The organism is Streptomyces sp. NPDC026092 (assembly GCF_040638605.1).
Lineage (GTDB): Bacteria > Actinomycetota > Actinomycetes > Streptomycetales > Streptomycetaceae > Streptomyces.
The window spans coordinates 235,371-260,948 of the sequence record NZ_JBEZYN010000004.1 but is presented as its reverse complement, the minus strand read 5'-3'; the positions used below and the strand labels follow the sequence as shown (position 1 = coordinate 260,948).

Here is a 25,578-nt window from a genome sequence, read left to right as displayed (position 1 = left end):
TCTCATTGCACCGAGCGGAAGCCGCTGCCTAGCCTCCGACCATGCCTTCCGCAGAGATCAACGGACTCACGATCGGCTACGAGGACCGAGGCACGGGCCCCGCGCTCGTCCTGGTCCACGGCCATCCCTTCGACCGCTCGATGTGGCGGCACCAGATCGACCGCTTCGCGGCCACGCACCGGGTCGTCGCCCCCGACCTGCGCGGCTACGGCGCCACCACCGTCGTCCCCGGCACCACCCCGCTCTCCGTCTTCGCCGGCGACCTCGCCGCGCTCCTGGACCACCTGGGCGTCGAGGAGTTCGTCCTCGGCGGGCTCTCCATGGGCGGCCAGATCGTCATGGAGTGCTACCGCCTCTTCCCCGGCCGGATCCGGAGCCTGGTCCTCGCCGACACCTTCCCCGCCGCCGAGACCGAGGAGGGCAGGGCCGGCCGGTACGCCATGGCCGAGCGGCTCGTCCGGGAGGGCATGCGGGGGTACGCGGACGAGGTCCTGGACCGGATGGTCGCCCCGTACAACACGCACGCCGCGCCCCATGTCCACCGGATGATGCTCTCCACCGACCCGGAGGGCGCGGCGGCGGCCTTGCGCGGCCGCGCCGAGCGCCCCGACTACCGCGCGCTGCTCACCACCGTCGCCGTACCGGCCCTCGTCGTGGTCGGCCGGGACGACGCGTTCACGCCGGTCGCGGACGCGGAGGCGATGCACGCGGCGCTGCCGCACTCCACGCTCGTGGTCGTCGAGCGGGCGGCGCACATGCCGAATCTGGAGCGGCCGGAAGAGTTCGACGCGGCGCTCGCGACGTTCCTCGCTTCACCCGTTCGGCCCAACTGAACAGGTCGCTCGCGGGAGGGCGCCCGGACGATGAGCCCATGAGCCAGAACACCGCACCTCCCCGCAGCCAGAACACCGGTACCAGCTCGTCCTGGGCATCCGGCGGCACCATGTTCGCCGGTGTCCTCATGCTGGTCATCGGTGTCCTGGACATCCTCCAGGGCATCGCCGCCATCGCCGAGGACGACGTCTACCAGCGCGTCGGCGACTACGTCTTCAAGTGGGACCTGACCGGCTGGGGCTGGGTCCATCTGATCCTCGGCATCCTCGTCGCCGCCGCCGGCGCCGGAATCCTCAAGGGCTCCGAGTGGGGGCGGGTGGGCGGCATCACCCTGGCCTCCCTGAACGTCATCGCCCAGTTCATGTTCCTGCCGTACCACCCGTGGTGGGCGCTGTTCTCCATGGCCATCTCGATCTTCGTGATCTGGGCCCTGGCCACGGACGACACCTCCTTCGGCAAGGACCGGGTGTGACCCGTACGCGGGCGATCGCCGCCACCGCCGCCGTCCTCCTCGCCCTGGCCGTCACCGGCTGCACCGAGGAGGACAAGCAGAAGGCGGGCGACATCGTCTCCTCGGCGACGGCGGCCGTGGCCTCGGCCGCCGAGGAGAAGATGAACGAGGTCAAGGACGGGGTGAAGGCCACCGAAGAGGTGAAGGCGGGCCCCACCAAGACGGACGGCGACCGGACCACGGCCGAGATCACCGCGACCAACCCGCAGGACAAGAACGCCGACTACACCGTCATGGTCAACTTCCGTGACGGCGGCGGGAATCTGCTCGACGCCGTCGTCCTGAACATCGACGGGGTCGAGCCGGGGAAGTCCAAGACCGGTACGGCGCGCAGCAACCGCACCCTGTCGGGCACGACGACGGCCGAGGTGGCCCAGGCGCTGCGACACTGACGGAGTGGAGCAACTCCTGGCAGCTCACCCGTCCTCCGTGCCCGACCCCGCCCCGACGACCCCCCGGCCCAGGCGCCGCATCGCCGCCTGGGCCGCCGGTCTGCTGGTGGCCGTGCCGACGGTGGTCACCGGCTGCCGGCTCCTCGACACCGACGCCCTGACCCCCGTACCGCAGGCGCTGTCGTTCCTGCCCTGGCTCACCGTCCCGGCCGCCCTCGCGGCCCTGCTCGCCCTGGCGGCCCGGCGCCGCCTCCTGGCCGCCTGGTCGGTGCTGGTCCTCCTGGTCACCGCCTGGTTCACGCTCCCGTACGGCCCGGACACCACGACCGCGCGCGGCCCGGTCGTCGAGCGGCTGCGGGTGCTCGCGGCGAACGTCGAGTTCGGCGAGGCGACGGACGCGCTCGTCGAGGCGGCCCGGCGGGAGCGGCCGCAGCTCGTCTACGTCTCCGAGTGCGACCCCGCCTGCGTCGCCACCCTCACCTCCAGCCTCTCGACGGCTCTCCCGCACCGGGCCGTCGTGGAGGGCGAGGGCTCGACGGGCTCGGTGATCCTCAGCGCGTACCCGCTGACCGCCCGGTCCCCGATCCCGGCCGCGATGGGCATGCCGGGCGCCACCGCCACGATCGGCGGCCGGAGCGTCGAACTGCGGCTCGCGCATCCGCTGCCGCCGATCCCCCGGCAGGTCGAGGCGTGGCAGCGCGAGCTCGGGCGGGTGGCGGACTTCGCGGGCGCGGCGCACCGCGCGGGCGGCCCGGTGCTCCTCGCCGGCGACTTCAACGCCTCCCAGGACCACGCCGCCTTCCGCGCCGTCCTCGACACGGGCCGGCTCCACGACGCGGCCCGGCTCGCGGGCGCCGCCCGGACCCCGACCTGGCCGCGCGAGCTGGCCCTGCCGCCGTACGTCCAGATCGACCATGTGCTGGTCAGCGGCGACTTCCGGGTGCGCGGCGCCCGGTTCCTGGACCTGCGGGGCTCGGACCACCGGGCCGTCCTGACCGATCTCGACCTGCATGCGGGCCGCTGATCGGCCACGCTGGACTGTATGGACCACATGCACGACGACCAGCAGATCCTGGCGAACATCGGCAGCCTCGTCGAGGAGGAGCGGGCGCTGCGGCAGCGGATGGGCGGCCTCCTCCCGGAGGAGCTGACCCGCCTCGCCGAGCTGGAGGTGCAACTGGACCAGGCGTGGGACCTGTTGCGCCAGCGCCGCGCGAAGGCGGAGTTCGGCGAGGACCCGGACACGGCCGCCGTACGCCCGGCGGCGGAGGTGGAGGGGTACCGCAACTGACGGCCCAACTCGGGGCGAACCCCCATAACCCGCGCACCGCCCGCGTACCGTGACCCCATGGCACGCCCCGGACGCCTCACCCCGCCCACCTGGCTCACCGCAGGGCTGCGGCCCGCGCCCGCGCCGATTCCGTGGGCCGCCGTCGCCCGTGCCTCCGTCGCCCTGTCCGCGCCGCTCGCCGTGGGCCTCGCCGTCGACGAGCCCGTCTACGGGGCCCTGGTCTCCATGGGCGCCCTCTCCGGGGTCATCGGGGACACCGCCGACGCGTACCGGATGCGGTTCTACAACATCGCCGTCCCCCAGCTCTTCGGCGCCCTCGGCGTCACCCTCGGCAGCCTCGTGTACGGCTACGGCTGGCCGGCCGTCGTCGTGCTCACGCTCATCGCGCTCGTCTCCGGGATGATCTCCTCGATCGGCGCGGTCGCCTCCGTGTCCGGCCTTCTCCTGCTCCTCAACGCGGTCGTCGGCGCCGGGCTCCCGATGCCCGAGCCCTGGTGGAAACCGCCGCTCCTGCTGGCCCTCGGCGGGGGCGTCGTCCTCGTCCTGACCCTGCTCGGCTGGCCGCTGCGCGGCCTCGCCCCCGAGCGGACGGCCGTCGCGGGAACCTACCGGGCCGTGGCCGACGTCCTCGAAGCCACCGGGACGACATCCGCGTACGAGGAGCGGCGCCAGGCCGTCACCACCGCGCTCAACCAGGCGTACGACCTCGTCCTCGCCCGCCGCGCCCGCGAGCACGGCCGCGCGCCGATCCTCGTCCGGCTGCTCGCCCAGCTGAACGCCGTCATCCCGCTCGTGGAGGCCGCCCCGGCCGCGCACATCGCCGCCGTCCGCTTCCACCGCCCCCTGCCGCCCGCGATCCCGGCCGCCGTGCGCGACCTCGCCGACGCCGTCGAGGAGGGCCGCACCGGCACCCCCGTCCTCGACCTCCCCCAGGCGACCCGGCCCGCCGAGAAGGCCGTCGACCACGCCCTGCGCCACGCGGCGACCGTCGTCCACAGCGCGGAGCCGAACCCGTACAACGTGGACGACCGGCTCGGCCGCCCCGCCGCCCTGCGGGTGCGGGTCCGCCGGGTCGCCCGGGGCGTGCTGTTCTCCGAGGCCTCCTGGCGGTACGGGCTGCGGCTCGCGCTCTGCATCGGCCTCGCCCAGGCGCTGGTCTCGCTGATCGACGTACCCCGCTCGTACTGGGTCGCGCTCACCGTCACCTTCGTCATGAAGCCCGACTTCGGCTCCGTCTTCTCCCGCGCCGTGCTGCGCGCGTTCGGTACGGCGATCGGCCTCGTCACCGCCGCGCTCGTGCTCGCCGAGGTGCCGCGCGGCTGGTGGGACGTGCCGGTGATGTTCGTGCTCGCCGGGCTGATCCCCGCCTTCTCCGCGAAGGGGTACGCCTTCCAGACCGCGGCGATCACCCCGGTCATCCTGCTGCTCTCCGACCTCCTCAACCAGCAGGGCTTCGACCTGGTCCTGCCCCGGCTCTACGACTCCCTCATCGGCTGCGGGATCGCCCTGATCGCCGGCTACCTCCTCTGGCCCGAGTCCTGGCACAGCCGCATCGGCGACCGGCTCGCCGACTCGGTCGCCGACACCGCCGCGTACGTGGCGCAGGCGTTCTGCGCGCCCGAGGAGGAGGACCCGGGCGCCCGGGTGCGGGCCCGGCGCAAGCTGTACCGCGATCTGTCGGCCGTACGCTCCGAGTTCCAGCGCGCCCTCACCGAACCGCCGCCGACCGGCACGGTCGCCTCCGCCTGGTGGCCGCTGGTCGTCGCCGTGGAACGGATCGTCGACGCGACGACCGCAGCCCGGGTCCGCGTGAACCACGGCGCGACGCCGCCCGAACCGGCGGAAGTGGAAGCCGTGGAGCAACAGTTGCGGGAGCTCGCGGACGGACTGCGCGGCACGGACGTGCTGGTGGAGGTACGGGCCGAACTCACCGGCGACGAGGAGGGGGCGCTGGCGCCCCTGCGCCAGGAGGTGAGCGCGGCCCGGGCCATTGCCACGCCCCGCGCGGCGGGCCAGTGAGCCGGAGGGGATCGGCCGCTCCTCCCCTTCCAAGATCGGCCCAAACGCCCCTGCGGGGGCGCACGGATGCCCTTACCGGCGGTCACTGAACGGAACCCTCCATGCCGCCGTTACCGGAATCCCTCGGGGCGACTACGATGCGCTCGATTCACCTTGATCCGTGCCCGAACCGGCGAACAACTCACGCGACGAGCACGGTCACTTCGTCCTGCACCGCTCCCGTGCCCCCCCAAGGACATCCGCCATGCGCACCACCACCGGCAGAGGGCTCCAGCCCAATGTCCTCGGGACCTTCGACACCATCGTCATGGCCGTCGCCGGCAGTGCGCCCGCCTACTCCCTGGCCGCCACCACGGCCGTGCTCTTCGGCGCGGTCGGCCTGGCGGGCCCCGCGGCGCTGCTGTACTGCGCGATCCCGATGCTCGGCATCGTCCTCGCCTACGCGCGCCTGGGCCGGATCGACGTCAACGCGGGCGCCGGATACTCCTGGGTGGGCCGTACGCTCCACCCCTTCCTCGGCTTCCTCTCCGGCTGGGCCCTCGTCGTCTCCGCGACCGTCTTCATGGTGGCCGGTTCGCTGCCCGCCGGGGCCCTGACGCTCTCCCTGATCGACCCCGCGCTCGCCGACAACACCCCGCTCGCCGCCGCCGTCGGCGCGGGCTGGTTCGTGATGATGCTGCTCGTCGTCCTGGGCGGCGCCCGGCTCACCGTACGGGCCCAACTGCTCATGTCGGGCGTCGAGCTGCTGATCCTCGTCGCGTTCATCCTGGCCGCCCTGGTGCACCGGGGGCACGCGACCGCGTTCGACTGGTCCTGGCTCGGCTTCGGCCACTTCGACGGCCCGGCGGGCTTCGCCTCGGGCGCGCTGATCGCCGCCTTCTACTACTGGGGCTGGGACGTCACCAGCAACCTCAGCGAGGAGACCCGCGACAGCCGCCGTACGGCCGGACTCGCGGCGCTCGTCGGCGTCGGCGTGGTCTTCCTGCTCTTCGAGGCGTTCACGATCGCGGTCAACGTGCTCCTGACCTCCGACCAGATCCAGCAGGGCGGCGCGAACGTGCTCGCCGTCCTGGGCCAGGAGATCTGGCCGGGCGTAGGCGGAAAACTGCTGGTGGTGGCAGTTCTTCTCTCAACGGTCGCCACCCTGGAGACCACCTTGATCCAGGTGACCCGCTCGCTCTTCGCGATGGGCCGCGACCGCACGATGCCGGCCGCGCTCGGCACCGTGCACCCCCGCTGGAACACCCCGTGGGTCGCGATCGCCGCCGTCGGCGGCGCCGCGCTGCTGATGTTCTGCGCGGCGGCGGCCGCCGGTTCGATGAGCCGGATCCTGCGGGACGCGGTCTCCGCGATCGGCCTTCTGATCGCGTTCTACTACGCGCTCGCGGGCCTCGCGGCGGTCGTCGCGTACCGGAAGATGCTCCTGACGTCCGTACGGAACTTCGTGATCGGCGGCGTCTGGCCGATGCTCGGCTCGGCGTTCATGCTGTGGGCCTTCGTCGAGTCCCTCGGCGAACTGTCCACGACGGCCCGGGTGGTGGGCCTCGGCGGCCTGCTGGTGGGCCTTGTGCCGATGCTCGTGTACTGGCGCCGGGGCAGCGCGTACTACCGCCCGGCCCGCCTCGACGCGGCCCGCGCCCTGGCGGCGGCGGAACCCTTCGCGCCGAGCACACCGAGGGCGCGCAGGGCGGACGAGTCGCTGTCGACGGACTTCTGACACGACGGAGTTCCGGGGGCGAAGCAACGCGAGCCCCGACTTCCGCCTCCTGCCTACTGACTACTGGCACCTGACTCCCGCCCCCCGATTCCTGGCTTCTGACTTCTTCCGACTTCCGAGGGAGGACCTGGATGGCCGCACTCCGCCGATCGGCGCGCTCGGCACGCTCGACACGCTTCACGCCCGTCTTCGACCCCGACTTCGGCGACCGGGCGCTGACCGTGGCGCGGCACGACATCGTCATCGGCCGCTGGCAGGGCGTACGGGACCTGCTGCGGGAGACGGGCGAGGACTGGGCGCGCCGGACGCACCGGGTACGGCTCCTCGCGCACGCGGCGGCGGGCAGTTCGGCGGTCGAGTCGTGGCGGGCGGCCGAGCCGGACAGCCCGGACGCGGCGGTGTTGCGGGCGGCGACCGAGGTGGTACGGATCTTCGACACGGCGATCGCGGCCGGTCGGGGCACGGTCGTGGACCGGGGGCGGGTCGACGCCACGGTCGACGCGTGCCTGCGGGCGGCGGAGGCGGCGCCGGCCGACCCGATGCCGTGGGTGTCGCTCCTCTCGGTGGCGCGGCTGTACGAGGGCGGGGTGACGCGACGCCAACTGCGGCAGTGGTTCGACGAGTTGCGGCACCGGGACCCGTACAACACCGAGGGTCACGCGCAGGTGATGCGGTACCTGTCGGCGCGCTGGCACGGCACGCACGGGGCGATGTACGACTTCGCGCGGGACGCGGCGGGCGTGGCGCCGCCCGGTTCGCCGCTGCCGGTCCTGGTGCAGGTGGCGCGGGTGGAGGAGTACCGCTACATCGCGGACGGCGCACTGGGGCGGGGCCCGGTGCGCGGGTTCGACCAGCACTGGAAGCACGAGCTGGCGGTGGACGAGCTGCGCCGCACGCACCAGCGCTGGATCGGCGGCCGGGAGCAGTGCGCGGAGGTGGCACCGGAGGAGGTGCCGGACCTCAACTACCTGGCACACGCGGCCTGTTATGCCGGCCAGGTGGAGGTGGCGCGGGAGGTGCTCGGGATGCTCGGGACGCGGGCGGCGTGGGTGCCGTGGGCGTACACGGGGGAGCCGGAGGAGCAGTTCACGCGGTTCAGGGAGGGCTTGGGCCTGGGCGCGGTGTGAGGGCGGTGCGAGGGGCGGTGCGAGGGGCGGGGACGTACCCCCACCCCTCACACCACTGACTCACTGACTCACTGACTCACTGACGTCCGTACTCGACTCAGACGCCGATGTCGCGGCCGTCCTTGCGCCAGACGGAGACGACGGCCGGGCGGACGATCTTGCCGGGTCCGTCGGGCCACTCCGACTTCGGGTTCTCGACGGACGCGCCGTCGAGCTCGCCCGGGTGCTGGACGGCGACGATGACGCGGCGGTCCTGGATGATCGGACCGCAGGTCTCGGCGCCCTTGGGGACGGTCAGGAACTGCTTGAGCTCACCGCGCCGCTCGCCCTGCGTGGCGACACCGAACAGGCCGTCGTGCGAGCCGAGCTGGGCACCGTCGGTGGAGATCCACAGGTTGCCGTGCGGGTCGAACGCGACGTTGTCCGGGCAGGAGATCTGGGAGACCTTCTCCTTCGGGTAACCCGCGAAGTACGTGGCCGGGTCGTTCGGGTCGCCGGCGACGAGGAAGAGCCGCCAGGCGAAGCCGTCGGAGGTCGGGTCGTCCCAGTTCTCGGCGAGCTCGAGGATCTGGCCGTGCTTGTTCAGGTTGCGCGGGTTGGCCTCGTCGGCGGGCGCCTTGCCGGCCTTGCCACGGTCGGTGTTGTTGGTGAGCGCGACGTACACGCGGCCGGTGCGGGGCGACGGCTCGACGTCCTCGGGGCGGTCCATCTTGGTGGCCCCGACCTTGTCACCGGCGAGACGCGTGAAGACGTACACCTCTTCGGCGGTCATGCCCTCGACGTGCGAGACGTTGCCGGTGGCCAGCGGGATCCAGACGCCGGAGCCGTCGAACTCGCCGTCGGACGGGTTCTTGCCGGTGCCGTCGATCTGGGCGGCCGGGCTGTCGCCGGTCAGCTTGGCGACGTAGAGGGTGCCCTCGTCGAGAAGGGTGAGGTTGTGCGCGCGGGCGGCCCGCGAGTTGCCCTTCATCATCCGCTTCGAGGAGACGAACTTGTAGAAGTAGTCGAAGCGCTCGTCGTCGCCCATGTAGACGACCGGGCGGCCGTCGGCGGTGAGGCGGGGCTGCGCGGCCTCGTGCTTGAAGCGGCCGAGCGCGGTGCGCTTGCGCGGGGTCGACTGGGGGTCGTACGGGTCGAGCTCGACGACCCAGCCCTGGCGGTGGACCTCGTTGGGCTCCTGCTTGAGGTCGAAGCGCTTGTCGAACCGCTCCCACTTGCGCTCGGAGGCACCGGTGCCGACGCCGTAGCGCTTGTCGGTGGCGCTGGAGCCGTTGGCGAAGTACTGGTTGAAGTTCTCCTCGCCGTGCAGCGTGGTGCCCCACGGGGTGGTGCCGCCGGCGCAGTTGTTGAGCGTGCCGAGGACCTTGCGGCCGGTCGGGTCGGCGGAGGTCTTGAGGAGCGCCGAGCCGGCGGCGGGGCCGGTCAGCTCGAACTCGCTGGTGGTGTGGAGGCGGCGGTTGAGCGAGTGCCGGGTGACGGGCGTGAGCTTGCCCGAGCGGCGCTCCTCCTGGACCACGACGACGGAGAGACCGTGGGCGGCCCAGGCGATCTCGACCTGCTCGCGGGTCGGGTTGGCGGCGTCGTAGCCGCGGAACATCAGGATCTCGTCGGTGTACTCGTGGTTCGCGACGAGGACCTGGCGGTCCCGCTCCCCGTGGAGGGGCAGGAGGCTCAGGAAGTCGTTGTTGTAGCCGAACTGACCGGCCTGCGCGGCGGCGGTCTGCTTCTCGGCGTCGAAGGCCGGGGCGCCGCGGAGGATGGGCTCGCCCCAGCGGATGACGATGTTCTGCTCGTAGCCGTTGGGGACGGTCACCTTGTCGGCGGTGTTGGGCGCGACGGGCGTGAAGCGCAGACCGCGGGCACCGTCGGGGCGGTGGACGCCCTTGGCGACGGCGGAGGCGGCGTCGGCGCCGGGGGCGGCGGCGACGGCGGGCGAGCCGCCCGAGCCGACGACGGCGCTGCCGGCGGCGGTGGCGACGGTCACGACGGCGGCGGCGCGCATCATGGAACGGCGGGAGTAGACGCCGGCTATGACGTCGCCGACGTACTCGTTGCCGCTGGTGTTCGGCACCTCGTGGAAGCAGGCGTCACCACAGCGGAACCGGCAGGTGAGGGCGGAACGGCCGCCTCCGTGCGGGTTGGTGCTCAGCAGCGGCAGCAGTTTGCGCACTTGGTCCTCCTCCGGCGCACACTGCGCCGCCCCTTGGTCCCGACATGGTGTCGGGAATTGGTCCGGCGGTGACGTTATGTGCACACATCTGCACGGGGGCGGCGCGGAAGTGAACGGTGCATGAATGGGCAGGAACGGAGGCCCGTTCGGGGGTCGTTCGCGGGCGTGGCGCGGGCCGCGCGGGGGCCGGGGAGGGTCGATTATGGGCCACCGAGGGCGCGACACCCGGGGCCGCTAACCTTACGTGTCCGCCCTGGCCAGGGATGATTCCTCCCAGTACGGACATTCACCGCACTCAACTCATGCGAAAGGCCTCGCCCATGGGCATTCGGAGCTTGCTGCGCAAGGTGTTCGGACGCGATCGTGCGGAACAGCACGCTGATTCCCCGGCAACCTCCGTCCCGCCCCAGGCCGGCGCGGACCAGTCCCGCCCGGCACCGGAGCCGGTGACGGCGGGGGCGACGGGGTCTGCGGGGGCGGCGGAGTCGGCAGGAGCAGCGGGGGCGAAGGTCGCTTCGGAAGCGGCTCCGTCGGCGACGACCGGCTCGGCGGCGGCTCCGAAGAAGGACGCGGCCCAGCGCGCGGCGGACGACCTGGTGGCAGCCGCCTTCGACAACCCGAAGGTCCCGGCGGCGCGGACGGCGAGCTCGTCGTCGCGGGGGGCGACGGGGTCGGTGACGGAGGCCGCGGCGGAGGAGCCGGCTGCGGTTGCGGAGGCGGAGACCGCGGTGGCGGCGGAGCCGTCCGCGGACGAGGCCGTTGTCGCGGTGGAGGCGGAGCCGGCCGCGGCTGCGGTGGCGTCGGAGCAGGCCGCGGACGAGGCCGTTGTCGCGGTGACGGCGGAGCCGGCCGCGGCTGCGGACGAGGCCGTTGCGGAGCGGGCGGAGCAGGCCGAGGCGGTTGAGGTGGCCGAGGCCGTCACCGCGCCGTCGGAGACGGCCGCGGTGGAGACGGAGACGCCCGCCGCCGAGGCGGAGGCCGAGGCGGAGCCGGAGGCTCCGGCCGAGGTCGAGGAAGCCACCGCCCAGGCGGAGGAGACCCCGTCGGCCGAGCGGGTCGCGGCGGAGCCGAAGACCAAGGCGACGGACAAGCCCGAGGCCGAGGCTGAGCCGGAGGCTGAGGCCAAGGCCGAGGCCGAGGAGACCGCCGCCCAGGCGGAGGCAGCCCCGTCGACCGAGCCGGTCTCGGCGGAGCCGGAAACCGAGGCGGCCGTCGCCCCGGCGGCGACTGAGCCGGTCGACGCAGCGGCTCAGCCCGCTGCGGACGAGCAGGCTGCGGCCACCGAGGCTGCCGCCAAGGCGGACGAGCCCGAGGCAACCGCGGAAGCCGCCGCCCCGGCGGAGCCGCAGAACGACGAGCCCGCCACCGACGTGGCGGAGGAGCCCAAGGCAGCCGAGGCGGAGCCGAAGGCGATCGTCGCCGAGGAGCCCCCGGCCGCCGAGGCGGAGCCGAAGACGGCCGCCGCCGAAGCCAAGCCGGAAGCCGCTGTCGCCGAGGAGCTGAAGACCCCCGACGCCAAGCCGGAAACCGCCACCGCCGAAGAGCCACAGGCAGTCCAGGCGAAGCCGAAGACGGCCGCCGCCAAGAAGCCCAAGGCAGCTGCGGCGGAGCCGAAGGCGATCGTCGCCGAGGAGCTCACGGCCCCCGACGCCAAGCCGGAAGCCGCCGACGCCGAGCAGCCCCAGGCAGCCGAGGCGGAGCCGAAGGCGGCCGTCGCCGAAAAGCCCGAGGCCGTCCTGGCGGAGGCGAAGGCGGCCGCCGCCGAGCAGCCCGAGGCGGCCACGGCGAAGCCGAAGGCCACCAGGAAGCCCAAGGCCTCAGCGACGGAGCCCGAGGCAGTCGCGGCGCAGCCGGAAGCGGTCGTCGCCGAGCAGCCCGAGCCCGCCCCGGCGCAGCCGGAGGCGGTCGTCGCGGAGGCGGAGCCCTCCGTCGACGAGCCGGCGGCGGCCGTCCCGGCCGCCGAGTCCGTGGCCGCCCCCGAGCCCACCCCGGCCCCCACCACCTCCACCCCCGCCTCCCCCCTCGCAGCCGACGCGCCCCAGCTGGTCGACGCGTACGCCGCTGCCGAGGTGGCGCTTCAGGAGCGTGGGCTGGTCAAGGCCAAGGCGGCCGTGTATCTCGTGGTCGACCGGTCCGGGTCGATGCGGGGGTACTTCAAGGACGGGTCCGTGCAGCGGCTCGCGGAGCAGACCGTGGCGCTCGCCGCGCACCTCACCGAGGACGCGACCGTGACCGCCGTCTTCTTCTCGACCGACATCGACGGCACCGCCGAACTCCGCCCGGCCGGCATCGAGGGCCGCATCGACGAGATCAACGCGGGCCTCGGCCGCCTCGGCCGTACGAACTACCACCGCGCCGTCGAAGAGGTCCTCGCCCACCACGAGAAGGCCGACCCCGCCCGCCCCGCCCTCGTCGTCTTCCAGACGGACGGCGCCCCCGAGTCCAAGACGGCCGCCACCCAGGCGCTCGCCGAGGCCGCCGAGCGCCCGATCCACTGGCAGTTCGTCGCGTGGGGCGAGGAGGACAACAAGGCGTTCGACTACCTCCGTAAGCTCACCGCCCCCCGTACCGGCCACTTCCTCGCCGGCACGACCCCCTCCGAGACCGCCCACGCCGACTTCTACCGCGGGCTGCTCTCCACCTGGGAGGCCTGACCCGAACCGACGGCGGGCCTGGTGGTGACGCAGACGGGCAACGTCACCGTCACCACCAGGCCCCCGCCCTCCCCCGCCCCCCGCGCGACCGCGTCCACGGTCCCCCCGTGCGCCACCGCGATGGAGCGGACGATCGACAGGCCGAGCCCCGCGCCCGGCCCCATCCGGTCGCGCCCCTCGCCCCGCCGGAACGGCTCGAAGAGCCCGGGCACATCACCCGCGGCGACCACCGGCCCCGTATTGGCGACGGTCAGCACGCAGCCATCCACACGCACGTCCACGGATCCGCCCGGGACGTTGTAGGCGACGGCGTTCGCGACGAGGTTCCGTACGAGCTGCCCGAGCAGCACGCGACTCCCGAGCACGACACCCCCGCCCTCGCCATCGCCCCCGCCACCAAGGTCGCCGCCGTACTCCACCCCGTACGTCTCGCACTCCTCCGCGACCACACCCCCCAGCTCGACGCGCTCCCGCCCCTCGAGCCCCCGCTCGCTCCTCGCGAGGACCAGCAACCCCTCGATGAGGCGCTCGCTGCGCCGGTTGCTGTCGAGGAGCACCTGCTTGACGTCGTTCGCGTCGTCCAGGCCGATCTGGATCGCGGCGCGCTGCGTGGCGAGCGGCGTCCGCAGCTCGTGCGAGGCGTTCGCGATGAACCGCCGCTGACTGTCGAAGGCGGCCTCAAGCCTGCCGAGCAGCGCGTCGATCGTGTCGCCGAGCTCCTTCAGCTCGTCGTCGGGCCCGCTCGCGGCGATCCGCTCGTGCAGGTTCCGCTCCGAGAGCCGCCGCGCACGCGCGGTCATCTCGTGGACGGGCCGCAGCACGCGCCCCGCCGTCCACCACCCGACCGCGACGGCGCAGAACGCCATGACGACGAGGGCCAGGCAGGACCACATGAGCATCTGCTCGCCGGCCGCCCGGCTGACGTCGTCGCTCAGCCGGTACGCGGTGACGGTCTCGAACGGCGCCACCACCCGCACCCGCGCCGCGATCGCGTCCGCCTCACCCTCCGTACCGGCGCGGGACAGCAGGTTCACGACGGTGAGCAGGCACCCTCCCAGCACGACGAAGACAGCGCCGTACACGAGCGCGATCCGCGTCCGGATGGTGGAGCCGGCTTCCAGGACACCCGTCACAGCGCGTACCCCACTCCCTGCACCGTCCGGATCAGCGCCGGCTCACCGAGCTTCGCGCGCAGCTTGCTCATGCAGACCCGGACCGCGCCCGTGAACGGGTCGGTGTGGGCGTCCCAGGCCCGCTCCAGGAGCTCCTCGGCGGAGACGGTCGCCCCGTCCGCCTCCAGCAGGATCTGGAGTACGGAGAACTCCTTCGGGGACAGATCAAGGACGCGCCCTTCCCGGGTCACGTCACGCCGCACGGTGTCCATCTCCACGCCCGCCCGTTCGAGCCGCGGCGGTACGGGCCGGGCGCTGCGCCGCCGCAGGGCGCGCACCCGGGAGACCAGCTCGGGGAACTCGAAGGGCTTGCCGAGATAGTCGTCGGCGCCGAGATCGAGCCCTTCGACCCGGTCCTCGGTGGAAGCGGAAGCAGTGAGCATCAGGATCCGGGTGCGGGCGGAGCGGGCGACGAGCGCGCGGGCGACGTCGTCGCCGTGGACGCGGGGCAGGTCGCGGTCGAGGACGACGACGTCGTAGTCGTGCAGGCCCAGGTAGGCGAGGGCGGCGTCGCCGCTGTAGACGGTGTCGACGGCGAAGCCGGCCCGTCGCAGACCGGTCGCGAGGAGCTCCGCGAGGACCTCCTCGTCCTCGGCGACAAGTACGCGCATGATCTCTTCCTCGCTGCTGACGGCCACGGCTCTTTCTACGCCGACCAACGTTTCGCGAACGTCTCCGCGCTCCCACCACCCCTGCCGGTCGTTATCGATGTGAGTGGATCTTGAACCGCCCGTTAGGATTTCGACCATGGCGGCCACTGGATCCGAGAAGCAGGGGGCGAAGGCGTTCTACGTCTCGACCCCCATCTACTACGTCAACGACGCTCCTCACCTGGGCCACGCCTACACGACCGTCGCAGGCGACGTGCTCACGCGCTGGCACCGTCAGCGCGGCGAGAAGGTGTGGTACCTCACCGGCACGGACGAGCACGGTCAGAAGATCATGCGCACGGCCGAGGCGAACAACGTCACGCCCCAGGCCTGGTGCGACAAGCTCGTCGAGGAGGCGTGGAAGCCCCTCTGGGAGCACCTGAACATCGCGAACGACGACTTCATCCGGACGACGGAGAAGCGTCACACGGACCGCGTCCAGGAGTTCGTGCAGGACCTGTACGACAAGGGCGAGATCTACAAGGGCGGGTACGAGGGCCCGTACTGCGTGGGCTGTGAGGAGTACAAGCTCCCGGGCGATCTCATCGAGGCCGAGGACGGCACGAAGCTGTGCCCGATCCACAAGAAGCCGGTGGAGATCCTCAAGGAGGAGAACTACTTCTTCAAGCTGAGCGAGTACGGCCCGAAGCTGCTGGAGTTCTACGAGTCGAACCCGGACTTCATCCAGCCCGAGTCGGCCCGCAACGAGGTCGTGAACTTCGTCAAGCAGGGCCTGCAGGACCTGTCGATCTCGCGCTCGACCTTCGACTGGGGCGTCCCGGTGCCGTGGGACGAGAAGCACGTGATCTACGTGTGGATCGACGCGCTCCTGAACTACGCGACGGCGGTCGGCTACAACGAGAACCCGGAGAAGTTCGCGGACACCTTCCCGGCCAATGTGCACCTGGTCGGCAAGGACATCCTGCGCTTCCACGCGGTGATCTGGCCGGCGATGCTGATGGCGCAGGGCCTGCCGGTGCCGGGCAAGGTGGCCGCGAACGGCTGGCTGATGGTCGGCGGCGAGAAGATGTCGAAGTCGAACCTGACGGGCATCAAGCCGCAGGACCTGACCTCGCACTTCGGTGTGGACGCGTACCGCTGGTACTTCCTGCGCGCGATCGCGTTCGGCAGCGACGGCTCGTTCTCGTGGGAGGACTTCACCGCCCGCTACACGAGCGAGCTCGCGAACGACTACGGCAACCTCGCGTCCCGTGTCGCGGCGATGGTCGGCAAGTACTTCGACGGCGCCCTGCCGGCCGCGACGGCCGACGGTGACGCGGAGAAGGCGATCCACGAGGGCCTGGCGAAGGCCGTCGCGACGGCCGACCAGAAGATCGGCGAGGAGCTGGACTTCCAGGGCGGCATCCTGGCGATCTTCGACTTCGTGAAGCAGGTCAACGGCTACATCACGGAGCAGGAGCCGTGGAAGGTCGCCAAGGACGAGTCCGAGACGGGCCGCGCCCGCCTGGCGACGATCCTCTACACGGCGGCCGAGTCCCTCCGCGGCGTCGCGGTCCTCCTGAACGCGATCATGCCGGAGACCTCCCAGAAGCTCTGGGAGTCCCTCGGCGCCGAGGCCTCCCTGGGCACCCTGCCCTCCCAGCCGGTCCAGTCGGCCGGCGAATGGGGCAAGCTCCCGGCAGGCACGACGGTCACGAAGGGCGCGATCCTCTTCCCGCGCCTGGAGGACCCGAAGAAGGACTGACGTCCTTCGGCAGTACGTAGAGGCCCGGAACCGGACAGGTTCCGGGCCTCGCCGTTTTGCTCGTTGCTCATGGAAATGATCACGTGGCAGCATGCGTGGGTGACGGAGAACGGGGACGGGGACATATCGAGGCCTCAACGGGTCTCAAGACTGGCGGAATTGGTGGAGACCCCTCCGCCGAGCACGGCTCCGAGGGCGGAACCGGCCGACGCGGCAGCGGTGGCCCGCCGCGAATTCGCGCGGTTGCTCGGCGAATTCCGTCGTACGGCGGTCCTGGTCCCGTTCGACGAGCACGGGAGCCTGTGGACGGCGGACTTCAACGGGGTGCGGTGGATCTGCGCCTTCTCGGACGAGGAGGCGCTGGCGCGCTTCGCGGTCGCGCGGGGCGAGGCGGCACGGGAGTGGACGTACCGGACGGTCCTCGGCGCACGTCTGCTGGACGTGATGGTGCCGATGCTGCCGGGTCCGGGTGGGGTGGCGCTGGACGCGGGGAGTGCGGACGGGATGGTGTTCCCGCCGGTGGCGGGGATCGTCCCGGACGAGGTGGCGGTGGATCTCGGGGGGACGGGGGCACAGGATGAGCGGGAACGAGCCTGAGCTCGCGGCGCCGGCGGGGGCGCTCGCGGAGATCGTGAAGGGCATCGATCTGGCGCATGCGGAGCTGAAGGAGCTCGGCATGATCGGCGAGGCGTCGGCGGGCCGGGGCTTCTCGGGCCTGGCGCTGTCGGGCCTTGAGCTCGGGCACGGGGGTCTGACGGCCGAGTTCGAAACGTTCTGCAACCGGTGGGAGTGGGGCGTCCGTGCGCTCACCCTGCGAGGAAACGGTTTCGCACAGGGGGTCGGCCTGTCGGCGGGCTCGTTCGCGGAGCAGGAGCAGTACGTCAAGGACTCCTTCAAGATCGCGGTGAACTCCCTCAACGGCAACCCGCATCTGTCGGAGGACGAGGTCAAGCAGATGCGCTGGGACACCATCCGCGACCAGCACATGTGGGACAACGCGGACTGGAGCGAGAAGTCGTTCACCGAGGCCCACCAGGAGGTGAAACAGACCTGGCGGAACACGGCGTACGACGTCGAGGACTCGTTGCTCGACTCGATGGAGAACTCGGGGGTGGTGGACCCGAAGCTGCGTGACGCGATGGACGAGGAGCTGAAGGAGACCCTCCGTCCCGACCGGGCGACGATCGAGCAGGCCGAGCAGCCGCGGTGGGGGGAGAGCCGCTGATGGTCGACTGGCGGGGGATCGGCGACGGCATCGTCGACGGATTCGACAGGGGCATCGACAAGGGCAAGGAGCTTGTCGGCAAGGGCATCGACCACGCCACCGACAAGATCGGTGACGGCCTGGACAAGGTCGGGGCCCACGACTGGGCGGACGCGGTCGAGGACTGGGGCGACGAGACGGCTTCCTCGCTCGGCGCCCAGGTCGGGGAGCAGCAGCTCGGGCAGTCCGAGGAAGCGAACGAGCTGATCCACGGCAAGCCCGAGCGGATCGCGGCGACGGTGACGAACCTGCGGGACTTCAAGCGCGCCTTCGACCTGGTCGGGGGCGGGATGAAGAAGCTGGACGCCGCCCATTGGAAGGGCGAGGCGGCCAACGCCTTCCGGGAGAAGTTCCAGACCCTGCCCACCGACTGGCTGCACGCGGCGGACGCGATGGAGGACGCGGCCAAGGCCCTGGAGACGTACTCCAAGGCGATCGTGACCGCGCAGGGCAAGGCGGGCGAGGCGATCGCGCTGTACAGGGAAGGTGAGAGCGACTCCAAGTCGGCGGTCGAGACCTACAACAAGAAGGTCGACGCCTACAACACGGCGCGTACCGGGGACAGTCCGCTGCCGCACCCGGGCACGTTCTCCGACCCGGGCAAGGCCAAGCGGGCGCGGGCCCGGGAGATCCTGAACGACGCGCGGCAGGCCCGCAACGAGGCCGGGGAGACGGCGAAGACGGCGGTGCGCGCGGCACTGGCCCACGCGCCCAAGGAGCCGACGGGCGTCGAGAAGGCCAAGCTCGAACTGATGGACCACGCCATGGGTCAGGGCTTCGAACTGGCCCACTTCGGCGGCGGCGTCGTCAAGGGCACGGCGGGCCTGGTCAACTTCGTCCGGTCCGTGAACCCGACGGACGTGTACAACCTGACCCACCCGGCGGACTACTACAAGGGCGTCAACACGACGCTCGCCGGTCTGGTCTCCACGGTGGCGAACCCGGACCGGGCGCTGAAGAACGCGTGGGACGCGGCGAAGGGCGACCCGAGCGAGTTCCTCGGCCGGCTGCTGCCCGAGATCCTCGGGACCAAGGGCGGCGGAGTCATCAAGGGCGGCCTCCGGGCCGGCCTGAACGGCACCAAGCACCTGCCGGAAGCCCCCGAGAAGCCGGGCTCCAGCCGGGCGGACCAGGAGAAGGACCCGCCCACCAGCTGCAAGACGACCGGCCAGAAGGACTGCGAGCAGGACCCGGTCGACATCGCGTCGGGCCACATGCTGCTGCCCCAGACCGACATCACCCTGCCGGGCTCGCTCCCCCTCCTCTTCCGCCGTACCTTCGACTCCTCGCGCCGCTCGGGCCGCTGGTTCGGCCCGACGTGGTCGTCGACGGTGGATCAGCGGTTGGAGATCGACTCCGAGGGCGTGGTCTTCAGCTGCGACGAAGGCAGTCTGCTGTCCTACCCCCACCCGGCCCCGGGGGTCCCGGTCGTCCCGACCCACGGCCGCCAGTGGCCGCTGGACCGGGTGGAGGACGGCTACACGATCACGGATCCAGGCACGGGCCGGGTCTGGCACTTCACCGACCACACCCACGAACTGGCGCTCCTGGCCCAGATGGACGACCGCAACGGCCGGTGGATCACCTTCGAGCACGACGAGACGGGCGCCCCGACCTCGATCGTCCGCCACGGCGGCTACCACCTGAAGCTCACCACGAGCGAAGGCCGCGTAACGGCCCTGCACCTCGCGGGAGCGGCGGCGGACGGATCCGACCAGGAGATCCTGCGCTACGGCTACACCGACGGCCACCTGACCGAGGTCGTGAACTCCTCGGGCCGCCCCCTGCGCTTCGGCTGCGACGAACACGGCCGCATCACCTCGTGGACGGACACCAACGGAAGCCACTTCGACTACGTCTACGACGACCAGGACCGCTGCACCTACCAGTCGGGCGCCAACGGGCACCTCGAAACCACCTTCACCTGGGACGACATCGACCCGGCGACCGGGCTTCGCCTGACGGCCTTCACGGACGGCGAGGGCCACACCCAGCGCCATCTGATCAACGACCGCGCGCAACGCGTCGCCGAGATCGACGCACTGGGTTCGGTCACCCGCTTCACGTACGACCATCACAACCGGCTCCTGTCCCGCACGGACCCGCTGGGCAACGTCACCCGCTCCAGGTACGACGAGCACGGCCGCATGACGGAGCTGGAGCGCCCGGACGGCCGTCAGGTGCGGGCCGAGTACAACGCCCTGGGCCTCCCGACGCGCGTCCTCGGCGCGGACGGCAATGTCACCCGCCAGACCTTCGACGACCGCGGCAACCGCACCTCGGTCACGGACCCCGCGGGCGCGACGACGAGGTTCACGTACGACGCGGGCGGCGGGCTCACCTCGGTGACGGACCCCCTGGGCGCCACGACCCACCTGGTCCTGGACTCCCGGGGCCTGCCGACCGAGATCACGGACGCGCTGGGATCGACGACCCGCTACGAGCACGACGCGTTCGGCCGCACGACCAGGATCACGGACGCCCTCGGCGCGCAGACGCGCCTGGAGTGGACGGTGGAGGGTCTGCCGTCCCGCCGTACGGCAGCGGACGGCACGGTGGAGTCGTGGACGTACGACGGCGAGGGCAACTGCCTGACGCACACGGACGCGTTGGGCGGAACAACCCACTTCTCGTACACGGACTTCGACCTCCTGACGTCCCGCACGACCCCGGACGGCGTCCGCTACCACTTCGCCCACGACACGAACCTGCGCCTGACGCGCGTGACCAACCCGCAGGGCTTGACGTGGGAGTACGCGTACGACGGCGCGGGCCGCCTGGTGTCGGAGACGGACTTCGACGATCGCAGGCTCACCTACGGCTACGACGCGGCGGGCCGCCAGACCTCCCGCACGAACGCGCTCGACCAGACGATCGGCTTCGAGCGCAACGCGCTCGGCCAGATCGTCCGCAAGGACGCGGCCGGCGCGGTCACCACGTACGAGTACGACGTCTTCGACGAACTGGCGGAGGCGACGGGTCCGGACGCGACGCTGACCCGCCTGAGGGACCGCTACGGCCGCCTCGTCGCCGAGACCGTGAACGGCCGAACACTCTCCTTCGCGCACGACGCGGTGGGCCGGCGGACGGGCCGGACGACCCCGGGCGGTTCGACGAGCACGTGGGCTTACGACGCGGTGGGTCGGCGGACGGAGCTGACGACATCGGGCCGACGCCTGACGTTCGGCCGGGACGCGGCGGGCCGCGAAGTGACCCGCCGGATAGCGGACTTCGTGACGCTGACGTCGTCGTTCGACGAGATGGGCCGCCTGACGACCCAGGACGTGAGGTCGCGGGAAACCCACCTCCAGCACCGCACGTACGCGTACCGCCCCGACGGCAACCTGATCGGTGTCACGGACGCGCTTTCGGGGACGCGCCACTTCGACGTGGACACGGCGGGCCGGGTCACGGCGGTACACGCGGCCGGCTGGACGGAGCGGTACGCCTACGACGAGGCGGGCAACCAGACGGAGGCCTCCTGGCCGTCCACGCACGCCTCCCACGCGGCGACGGGCGCGCGCACCTACACGGGCACCCGCATCGCCGCCGCGGGGACGGTCCGCTACGAGCACGACGCGCAAGGCCGCACGGTCCTGCGCCAGAAGACCCGCCTCTCCAGGAAACCGGACACCTGGCGGTACACCTGGGACCCGGAAGACCGCCTGACGTCGGTGACGACCCCCGACGGCACCGTCTGGCGGTACGCGTACGACCCTCTGGGCCGCCGAATATCGAAGCAATCCCTTCTGGAAACAACCCACTTCACCTGGGACGCCACAACGCTCTGCGAACAGCAGACGGCCGAGGTCACCCTCACCTGGGACCACGCGGGCCTACGCCCCCTGGCCCAGACGGAACGCCGCACGGACTCGACCGACGAACGCTTCTTCGCCATCGTGACGGACCTGATCGGCACGCCGACGGAACTGGTCTCCGAATCCGGAGAGTTGGCCTGGCACACCCGCACCACTCTCTGGGGCACCACAACCTGGAACCGCACGGCCACGGCCTACACCCCTCTCCGCTTCCCGGGCCAGTACTTCGACCCCGAATCAGGCCTCCACTACAACCACTTCCGCTACTACGACCCGGAATCAGCCCGGTACCTGTCCCCGGACCCCTTGGGTTTGACCCCGGCCCCGAACCCGGCGACGTACGTCCACAACCCCCACACGTGGAGCGACCCGCTGGGGCTGGGGCCGTGCCCGCCCGGAGGACCCGATAAGCACCTCACTCTGGATACCGAACGCGGCGATGTTCACTTCGCCGACCACGATTCTGCTCTCGCCGAGATTCTGCGCCGCTATGACATCGAAGATCCTTCTTACATTATGAGGGAAGAGCAATGGGGCAAGAATCCGAACCTATTTGGCCCCAGGGGAGAACCGTGGGAGATAATTCGGGCGATCGACTCCAAGGGCAACGAGATCGAGTTCCACCACCACGCAAATGGACACTACTTCAAGCATAGTGATCCGGAACAAGAACAGTGGTCACTGCCTCATTACCATGGCCCCAAGGGCGAGCATGTCTACTATGGTGACATGCAATCCGCGTACGGACTCAGGGGAGGACCAAGAAATGCAGAGTGAGGCTCGCACTGTCGCCGGGCAACCTGTTTGGGATTCAACGGGGGCCGGGGCGAGGATCTCGTCCTTGGAGGGCCCGCTGGATGATGTCGCGGCCGTGTGGGTCTTCTGCGATCCGCTCACGGAAAGCGCCACCTGGGCGGCGACGCTACCTCACCTGAACCAAGGGAGGTTCTTCACCTGGAGAGCAAAGCTTCGCCCGGAAGGCTGGGAGCCACCCCGCGACGACCCCTCATTCTTGCGGAAGTTGAGAAGGCGTACGGCGACGCACGAGTTCCCGACGCTGCCATACTACGAGTCCATGTTTCAGACGCTTCCGAACACCGCACCTGCAGTAGGTCGATTCATCGACGAGCTGAAAATCCGAAGTTCGGGGTTCGCGTGTGCTGTGGGTGAAGGAAACGAGACGGGTGACGCCTGGATCCGATCGTCACAAGTCATGGAGGAGCATTTCTCACTCTCCCGGGATTTCAAGAACTCGATCGACTTGGAGTCGCAGCGCAGAAACGTAGCTTCCCTGTACGTGAGCCTGTCCATCCAGGCAGGGTTCTGTCCCATCATCCCCCTCAACAGGCACCATGACTCTGGGTTCACCATCTTCTGCCCCACTCGACGCTATGCGGAGACTCTCCAGAGAATTTCGACTGGCGCGAAGGTTCTCGAAGACGGCGCAGCTGAAGACCGGATCAGCGGATTCATCGAGCGAGGTGGAGATCTCGCCTATCTCTGAAGGCCGGAAGCCACCACCCCCACCCAGGCCCGGTATTTGACCAAGACCCTCTGAGTCTGGCCCCAGCCCCGAACACGGCGAGGAGCCGCACTACTCTATGATCGATAGTCTGACCCTGGCGAATTCCGAGAGTCTGGCGACCCTCTATGGAACGGTCCCGCCTCTCGACGACTTCAGGCTGCGGTCCATCAACGTGGACTGGCGGGGGCCAACGGTCACCCTGAGGGTGGACCTCACGAGCTTCCCAGCCGCACGCCCTCCGGAGTGGGAGGGTGCGGACATCGACACCGTCCAGTGCCACCTGCAGTTCCTGGCGGTGGAGGACCTGTCCCTGGCGCAGTGGAATCCCCCCGTACGCTCCGCGTCCTTCGATGCCCAACCCCTGGGCGGGGAACGGAGAATTCGGGTGCGGGTGACAGGTCCCGAGGTGGACCTTGGCTTCACCAGCAACGCGTCCTTCCTGGTGGGGCATGTGAGTGCCTTCAAGGTTGCGGCCGGCGGTACGGACGGAAGCCATCACCTCTTCTCGCGGAAGATCGACAGTCTGCGCCATCAAACCATCCCGGAAACCGATGAAAAGACCTTCTATGGGCGACTCTGACTGGACCTTGATCACCGACTCGGCAGAGGCGATCACTGACGCCTACGCGAGGCCGCCGAGGCTGAACGAATGCGAGCTGTTCTACGTACAGATCGACGAAAGAGACGCCTCGGTGACATTGGGTTTCGAGACGTCCGTTCTCCCGTCCTCGCCGCCTCCCGCCTGGACAGGCCGGACGTACAACGCTGTTGAGTTCTACCTGAAGTTCATGCGGGTGAAGGAGCTCCGGATCACGGGCTGGGACTCCAGTGCTCGCGATTCGGTGGTCATGCTGGACCGTCGCGATGACGAAAGCGTCAGAGTTTCCGTGGACGGCGAGCGATCGCACCTCGATTTCGCGGCGTCCGCCCCCCTCCTGACCCGGGCACGTCCGTTCCTCCGCTCTGACGCATCGTGACGCAGATGCCGACTGACAGCAGCCTCAGATCTACTCGTGAGGGCAGAAAGTGCGCAACGGAGAGCCGGCGACGCAGTCGCCATGTAAGGGATGTGGTCATCATTTTTCCTGAGCAGGACCCTGACGGATCAACGCCGGAGTGGCAGCACAAATTGGAGGCCAGCGGGCTGCTGGTGATCGATCGCGAGGTCCCCGAGGGCTTTCCCGACGTCATGTCCGCGATCTATGCGGTAAATGGCTTTGAAGTCGCGCCGACTGTCACCATCAGCGATTCACTCCCCGACGCCTCCTCGCAGCTGGACAGCGAATGGTCGGCCCGGACCGCCACTTATCAACTCACCGGGATCGGCACCACGTTCTACGTTCTTGCTCCGGTCGCACGCGGGCACGAAGTCGGCTGGATCCACGTAAAGGACACCATCGGCAGCAACCTTCCGTCCAGAATTCGCGCCGGCACCGGTAGGAGCGATTTCCTCACGATGTCGGAGGACGGCCGCGTCATGTGCGCGGTCTCCACCGAGGAAGTAGAGACGTGGATCGTCGTCCACCAATTCCCCTAGGCGCCTGGCCTCTCCCACAACCCTGAGCCCGTGGGGCGTCAGTTGCCCGACGCGTACGCGATGAAGCCCGTCCAGGCGGTCGGGGTGAGGGTGAGTCGGGGGCCGTTGAGGCACTTGGAGTCGCGGACGTGGATGGTGGCGGGGGTCGTGGCGACCTCGACGCAGGAGTCGCCTTCGCTGCTGCTGCTGTAGCTGCTCTTGAACCACGCCAGTTCGGAGGCGTCCCCGGCCGAGATGTTGCGGATCATGTCTCTCCCAGCAGTCGCTCGATGAGGGCGGTCGACTCACGGGGCGTGAGAGCCTGGGCCCGGATGATGCCGTACCGCAGCTCAAGGATACGGAGCTGCTTCCGCTCGGTCACCGGTCGGCCGCTGGCCACGGCGGGGGAACGGCCGACCGCCGATCCGTCCCCGAACTTCAGGACCTCGATGCCACCGGCCAGCCCTGCGTGCTCCTCGCGATCCATCGGCATCACCTTAAGTTCGACGCTTCGCAACTGCGCCACCTCCAAGAGGTGTTCGAGCTGGGACCGCAGCAACGCGCGGCCACCCAACGGACGTCGGAGGGTCCACTCCTCCAGGACGAAGCCGAGATCCGGTGCCGGGTCCCGTTCGAACACGGACTTGCGTGCCATGCGGCCGGTCACCATCCGCTCCACCTCGTCCTGCGTGTACGCCGGCCGCCGCATCAGCAGCAGTCCGCGCGCGTATTCGGGCGTCTGCAACAGGCCGTGGATGTTGAGCGGGTCGTAGAGCTGGAGCTCGACCGCGCCCGCCTCCAGCTTCGCCAGGTCGCGGACCTTCTATCGCCGCGATCATGCCGTCCGCCCTCAGCACCTCGTCCGCCCGGTCGAGGAACTCGGGGCGCGGGATGCGCTTCCCGCCCTCCAGCGTGTAGATCATGTCTTCGCCGTAGCCCACGGCGACTCCGAAGTCGCCGGCCCGCATCCCCGCCGCTTCCCGCCACAGCCTCAACTGCCGTCCCACGGTTGCGACGACGGCCACGCCCCAGTCGTCGTCCGGGTCCACCTCCCAGCCCGGCTCGTCCGCCTCACCCTTGAGCCGCCCCACCCCGTGATCCACCGACATGCCGCACCCCCGCGCCCCCGGCGCCGTCCTCGTCGTCTGCGGGCGTCACCACGTCGCTCATCGCACCCCCCGGTTGCCGAACGTTGCTTCAACGGTACGACGGG

General features: G+C 70.6%; 21 protein-coding genes and 1 pseudogene. 17 read left to right on the top strand and 5 right to left on the bottom strand.

What is annotated here, in order from left to right; translation table 11 throughout:
• The first annotated feature begins 41 nt into the window (after window positions 1–41).
• The 8 genes from AB0F56_RS08465 (at window position 42) to AB0F56_RS08430 (ending at window position 7,891) form a co-directional block, all read left to right on the top strand.
• Window positions 42–833, top strand: coding sequence for an alpha/beta fold hydrolase (locus AB0F56_RS08465; RefSeq protein WP_362005634.1), 792 nt, complete (start codon window positions 42–44; stop codon window positions 831–833).
• A 38-nt stretch (window positions 834–871) separates the two neighbouring features.
• Window positions 872–1,306, top strand: a complete 435-nt coding sequence (locus AB0F56_RS08460; protein WP_362005631.1) for a hypothetical protein — start codon at window positions 872–874, stop codon at window positions 1,304–1,306.
• Window positions 1,303–1,737: a hypothetical protein gene (locus AB0F56_RS08455; RefSeq protein ID WP_362005628.1), complete on the top strand. Its 435-nt coding sequence runs from the start codon at window positions 1,303–1,305 to the stop codon at window positions 1,735–1,737. Before AB0F56_RS08460 ends, AB0F56_RS08455 begins: the two co-directional genes overlap by 4 nt.
• 4 nt (window positions 1,738–1,741) lie before the next feature.
• Window positions 1,742–2,761 (top strand): endonuclease/exonuclease/phosphatase family protein, encoded by a 1,020-nt coding sequence (locus tag AB0F56_RS08450; protein WP_362005626.1) that lies wholly within the window; start codon window positions 1,742–1,744, stop codon window positions 2,759–2,761.
• Window positions 2,762–2,788: 27 nt separating this feature from the next.
• Entirely contained in the window at window positions 2,789–3,028 is a 240-nt protein-coding gene (locus AB0F56_RS08445) for a DUF2630 family protein (RefSeq protein ID WP_362006148.1), read from the top strand.
• 57 nt (window positions 3,029–3,085) lie between these two features.
• Entirely contained in the window at window positions 3,086–5,047 is a 1,962-nt protein-coding gene (locus AB0F56_RS08440) for an FUSC family protein (protein ID WP_362005624.1), read from the top strand.
• A 244-nt stretch (window positions 5,048–5,291) separates the two neighbouring features.
• Window positions 5,292–6,764, top strand: coding sequence for an APC family permease (locus AB0F56_RS08435; protein WP_362005621.1), 1,473 nt, complete (start codon window positions 5,292–5,294; stop codon window positions 6,762–6,764).
• A gap of 131 nt (window positions 6,765–6,895) precedes the next feature.
• A complete protein-coding gene (locus AB0F56_RS08430) occupies window positions 6,896–7,891 on the top strand; it encodes a hypothetical protein (RefSeq protein WP_362005620.1) in 996 nt (331 codons plus the stop codon).
• A gap of 97 nt (window positions 7,892–7,988) precedes the next feature.
• On the opposite strand, the gene AB0F56_RS08425 is transcribed toward AB0F56_RS08430, so the two are convergent.
• The gene (locus AB0F56_RS08425; protein ID WP_362005617.1) at window positions 7,989–10,061 is read right to left on the bottom strand and encodes a PhoX family protein; all 2,073 of its coding nucleotides are present in this window, start codon (window positions 10,059–10,061) and stop codon (window positions 7,989–7,991) included.
• 320 nt (window positions 10,062–10,381) lie between these two features.
• Between AB0F56_RS08425 and AB0F56_RS08420 the strand changes: the two genes are divergently transcribed.
• Window positions 10,382–12,715: a VWA domain-containing protein gene (locus AB0F56_RS08420; protein WP_362005615.1), complete on the top strand. Its 2,334-nt coding sequence runs from the start codon at window positions 10,382–10,384 to the stop codon at window positions 12,713–12,715.
• On the opposite strand, the gene AB0F56_RS08415 is transcribed toward AB0F56_RS08420, so the two are convergent.
• Both AB0F56_RS08415 and AB0F56_RS08410 read right to left on the bottom strand, forming a co-directional pair.
• Entirely contained in the window at window positions 12,682–13,848 is a 1,167-nt protein-coding gene (locus tag AB0F56_RS08415; RefSeq protein WP_362005613.1) for an ATP-binding protein, read from the bottom strand. The two genes, AB0F56_RS08420 and AB0F56_RS08415, sit on opposite strands and share 34 nt — an antisense overlap.
• Window positions 13,845–14,498: a response regulator transcription factor gene (locus tag AB0F56_RS08410; RefSeq protein ID WP_362005610.1), complete on the bottom strand. Its 654-nt coding sequence runs from the start codon at window positions 14,496–14,498 to the stop codon at window positions 13,845–13,847. Before AB0F56_RS08410 ends, AB0F56_RS08415 begins: the two co-directional genes overlap by 4 nt.
• A gap of 136 nt (window positions 14,499–14,634) precedes the next feature.
• Between AB0F56_RS08410 and metG the strand changes: the two genes are divergently transcribed.
• The 8 genes from metG (at window position 14,635) to AB0F56_RS08370 (ending at window position 24,386) form a co-directional block, all read left to right on the top strand.
• The gene (gene metG, locus AB0F56_RS08405; RefSeq protein WP_362005608.1) at window positions 14,635–16,242 is read left to right on the top strand and encodes a methionine--tRNA ligase; all 1,608 of its coding nucleotides are present in this window, start codon (window positions 14,635–14,637) and stop codon (window positions 16,240–16,242) included.
• 99 nt (window positions 16,243–16,341) lie between these two features.
• Window positions 16,342–16,839: an SseB family protein gene (locus AB0F56_RS08400; protein WP_362005607.1), complete on the top strand. Its 498-nt coding sequence runs from the start codon at window positions 16,342–16,344 to the stop codon at window positions 16,837–16,839.
• A complete protein-coding gene (locus tag AB0F56_RS08395; protein WP_362005605.1) occupies window positions 16,820–17,467 on the top strand; it encodes a hypothetical protein in 648 nt (215 codons plus the stop codon). Before AB0F56_RS08400 ends, AB0F56_RS08395 begins: the two co-directional genes overlap by 20 nt.
• A complete protein-coding gene (locus AB0F56_RS08390) occupies window positions 17,467–22,101 on the top strand; it encodes a putative T7SS-secreted protein (protein ID WP_362005602.1) in 4,635 nt (1,544 codons plus the stop codon). Before AB0F56_RS08395 ends, AB0F56_RS08390 begins: the two co-directional genes overlap by 1 nt.
• Before the next feature lie 64 nt (window positions 22,102–22,165).
• Complete coding sequence (locus AB0F56_RS08385; protein ID WP_362005600.1) at window positions 22,166–22,828, top strand: hypothetical protein; 663 nt, start codon at window positions 22,166–22,168, stop codon at window positions 22,826–22,828.
• Window positions 22,829–22,925: 97 nt separating this feature from the next.
• Window positions 22,926–23,429, top strand: coding sequence for an Imm50 family immunity protein (locus tag AB0F56_RS08380; protein ID WP_362005598.1), 504 nt, complete (start codon window positions 22,926–22,928; stop codon window positions 23,427–23,429).
• Complete coding sequence (locus AB0F56_RS08375) at window positions 23,416–23,826, top strand: Imm50 family immunity protein (RefSeq protein WP_362005595.1); 411 nt, start codon at window positions 23,416–23,418, stop codon at window positions 23,824–23,826. The genes AB0F56_RS08380 and AB0F56_RS08375 overlap by 14 nt, the downstream gene beginning before the upstream one ends.
• Window positions 23,827–23,831: 5 nt before the next feature.
• Window positions 23,832–24,386 (top strand): hypothetical protein, encoded by a 555-nt coding sequence (locus AB0F56_RS08370; RefSeq protein WP_362005592.1) that lies wholly within the window; start codon window positions 23,832–23,834, stop codon window positions 24,384–24,386.
• 38 nt (window positions 24,387–24,424) lie between these two features.
• Here AB0F56_RS08370 and AB0F56_RS08365 read toward each other — a convergent pair whose 3' ends face one another.
• Together AB0F56_RS08365 and AB0F56_RS08360 are read right to left on the bottom strand one after the other, a co-directional pair.
• A complete protein-coding gene (locus tag AB0F56_RS08365; RefSeq protein WP_362005591.1) occupies window positions 24,425–24,634 on the bottom strand; it encodes a DUF397 domain-containing protein in 210 nt (69 codons plus the stop codon).
• Window positions 24,631–25,474, bottom strand: a pseudogene (locus tag AB0F56_RS08360) (helix-turn-helix transcriptional regulator). Before AB0F56_RS08360 ends, AB0F56_RS08365 begins: the two are co-directional and overlap by 4 nt.
• Window positions 25,475–25,578 lie beyond the last annotated feature (104 nt).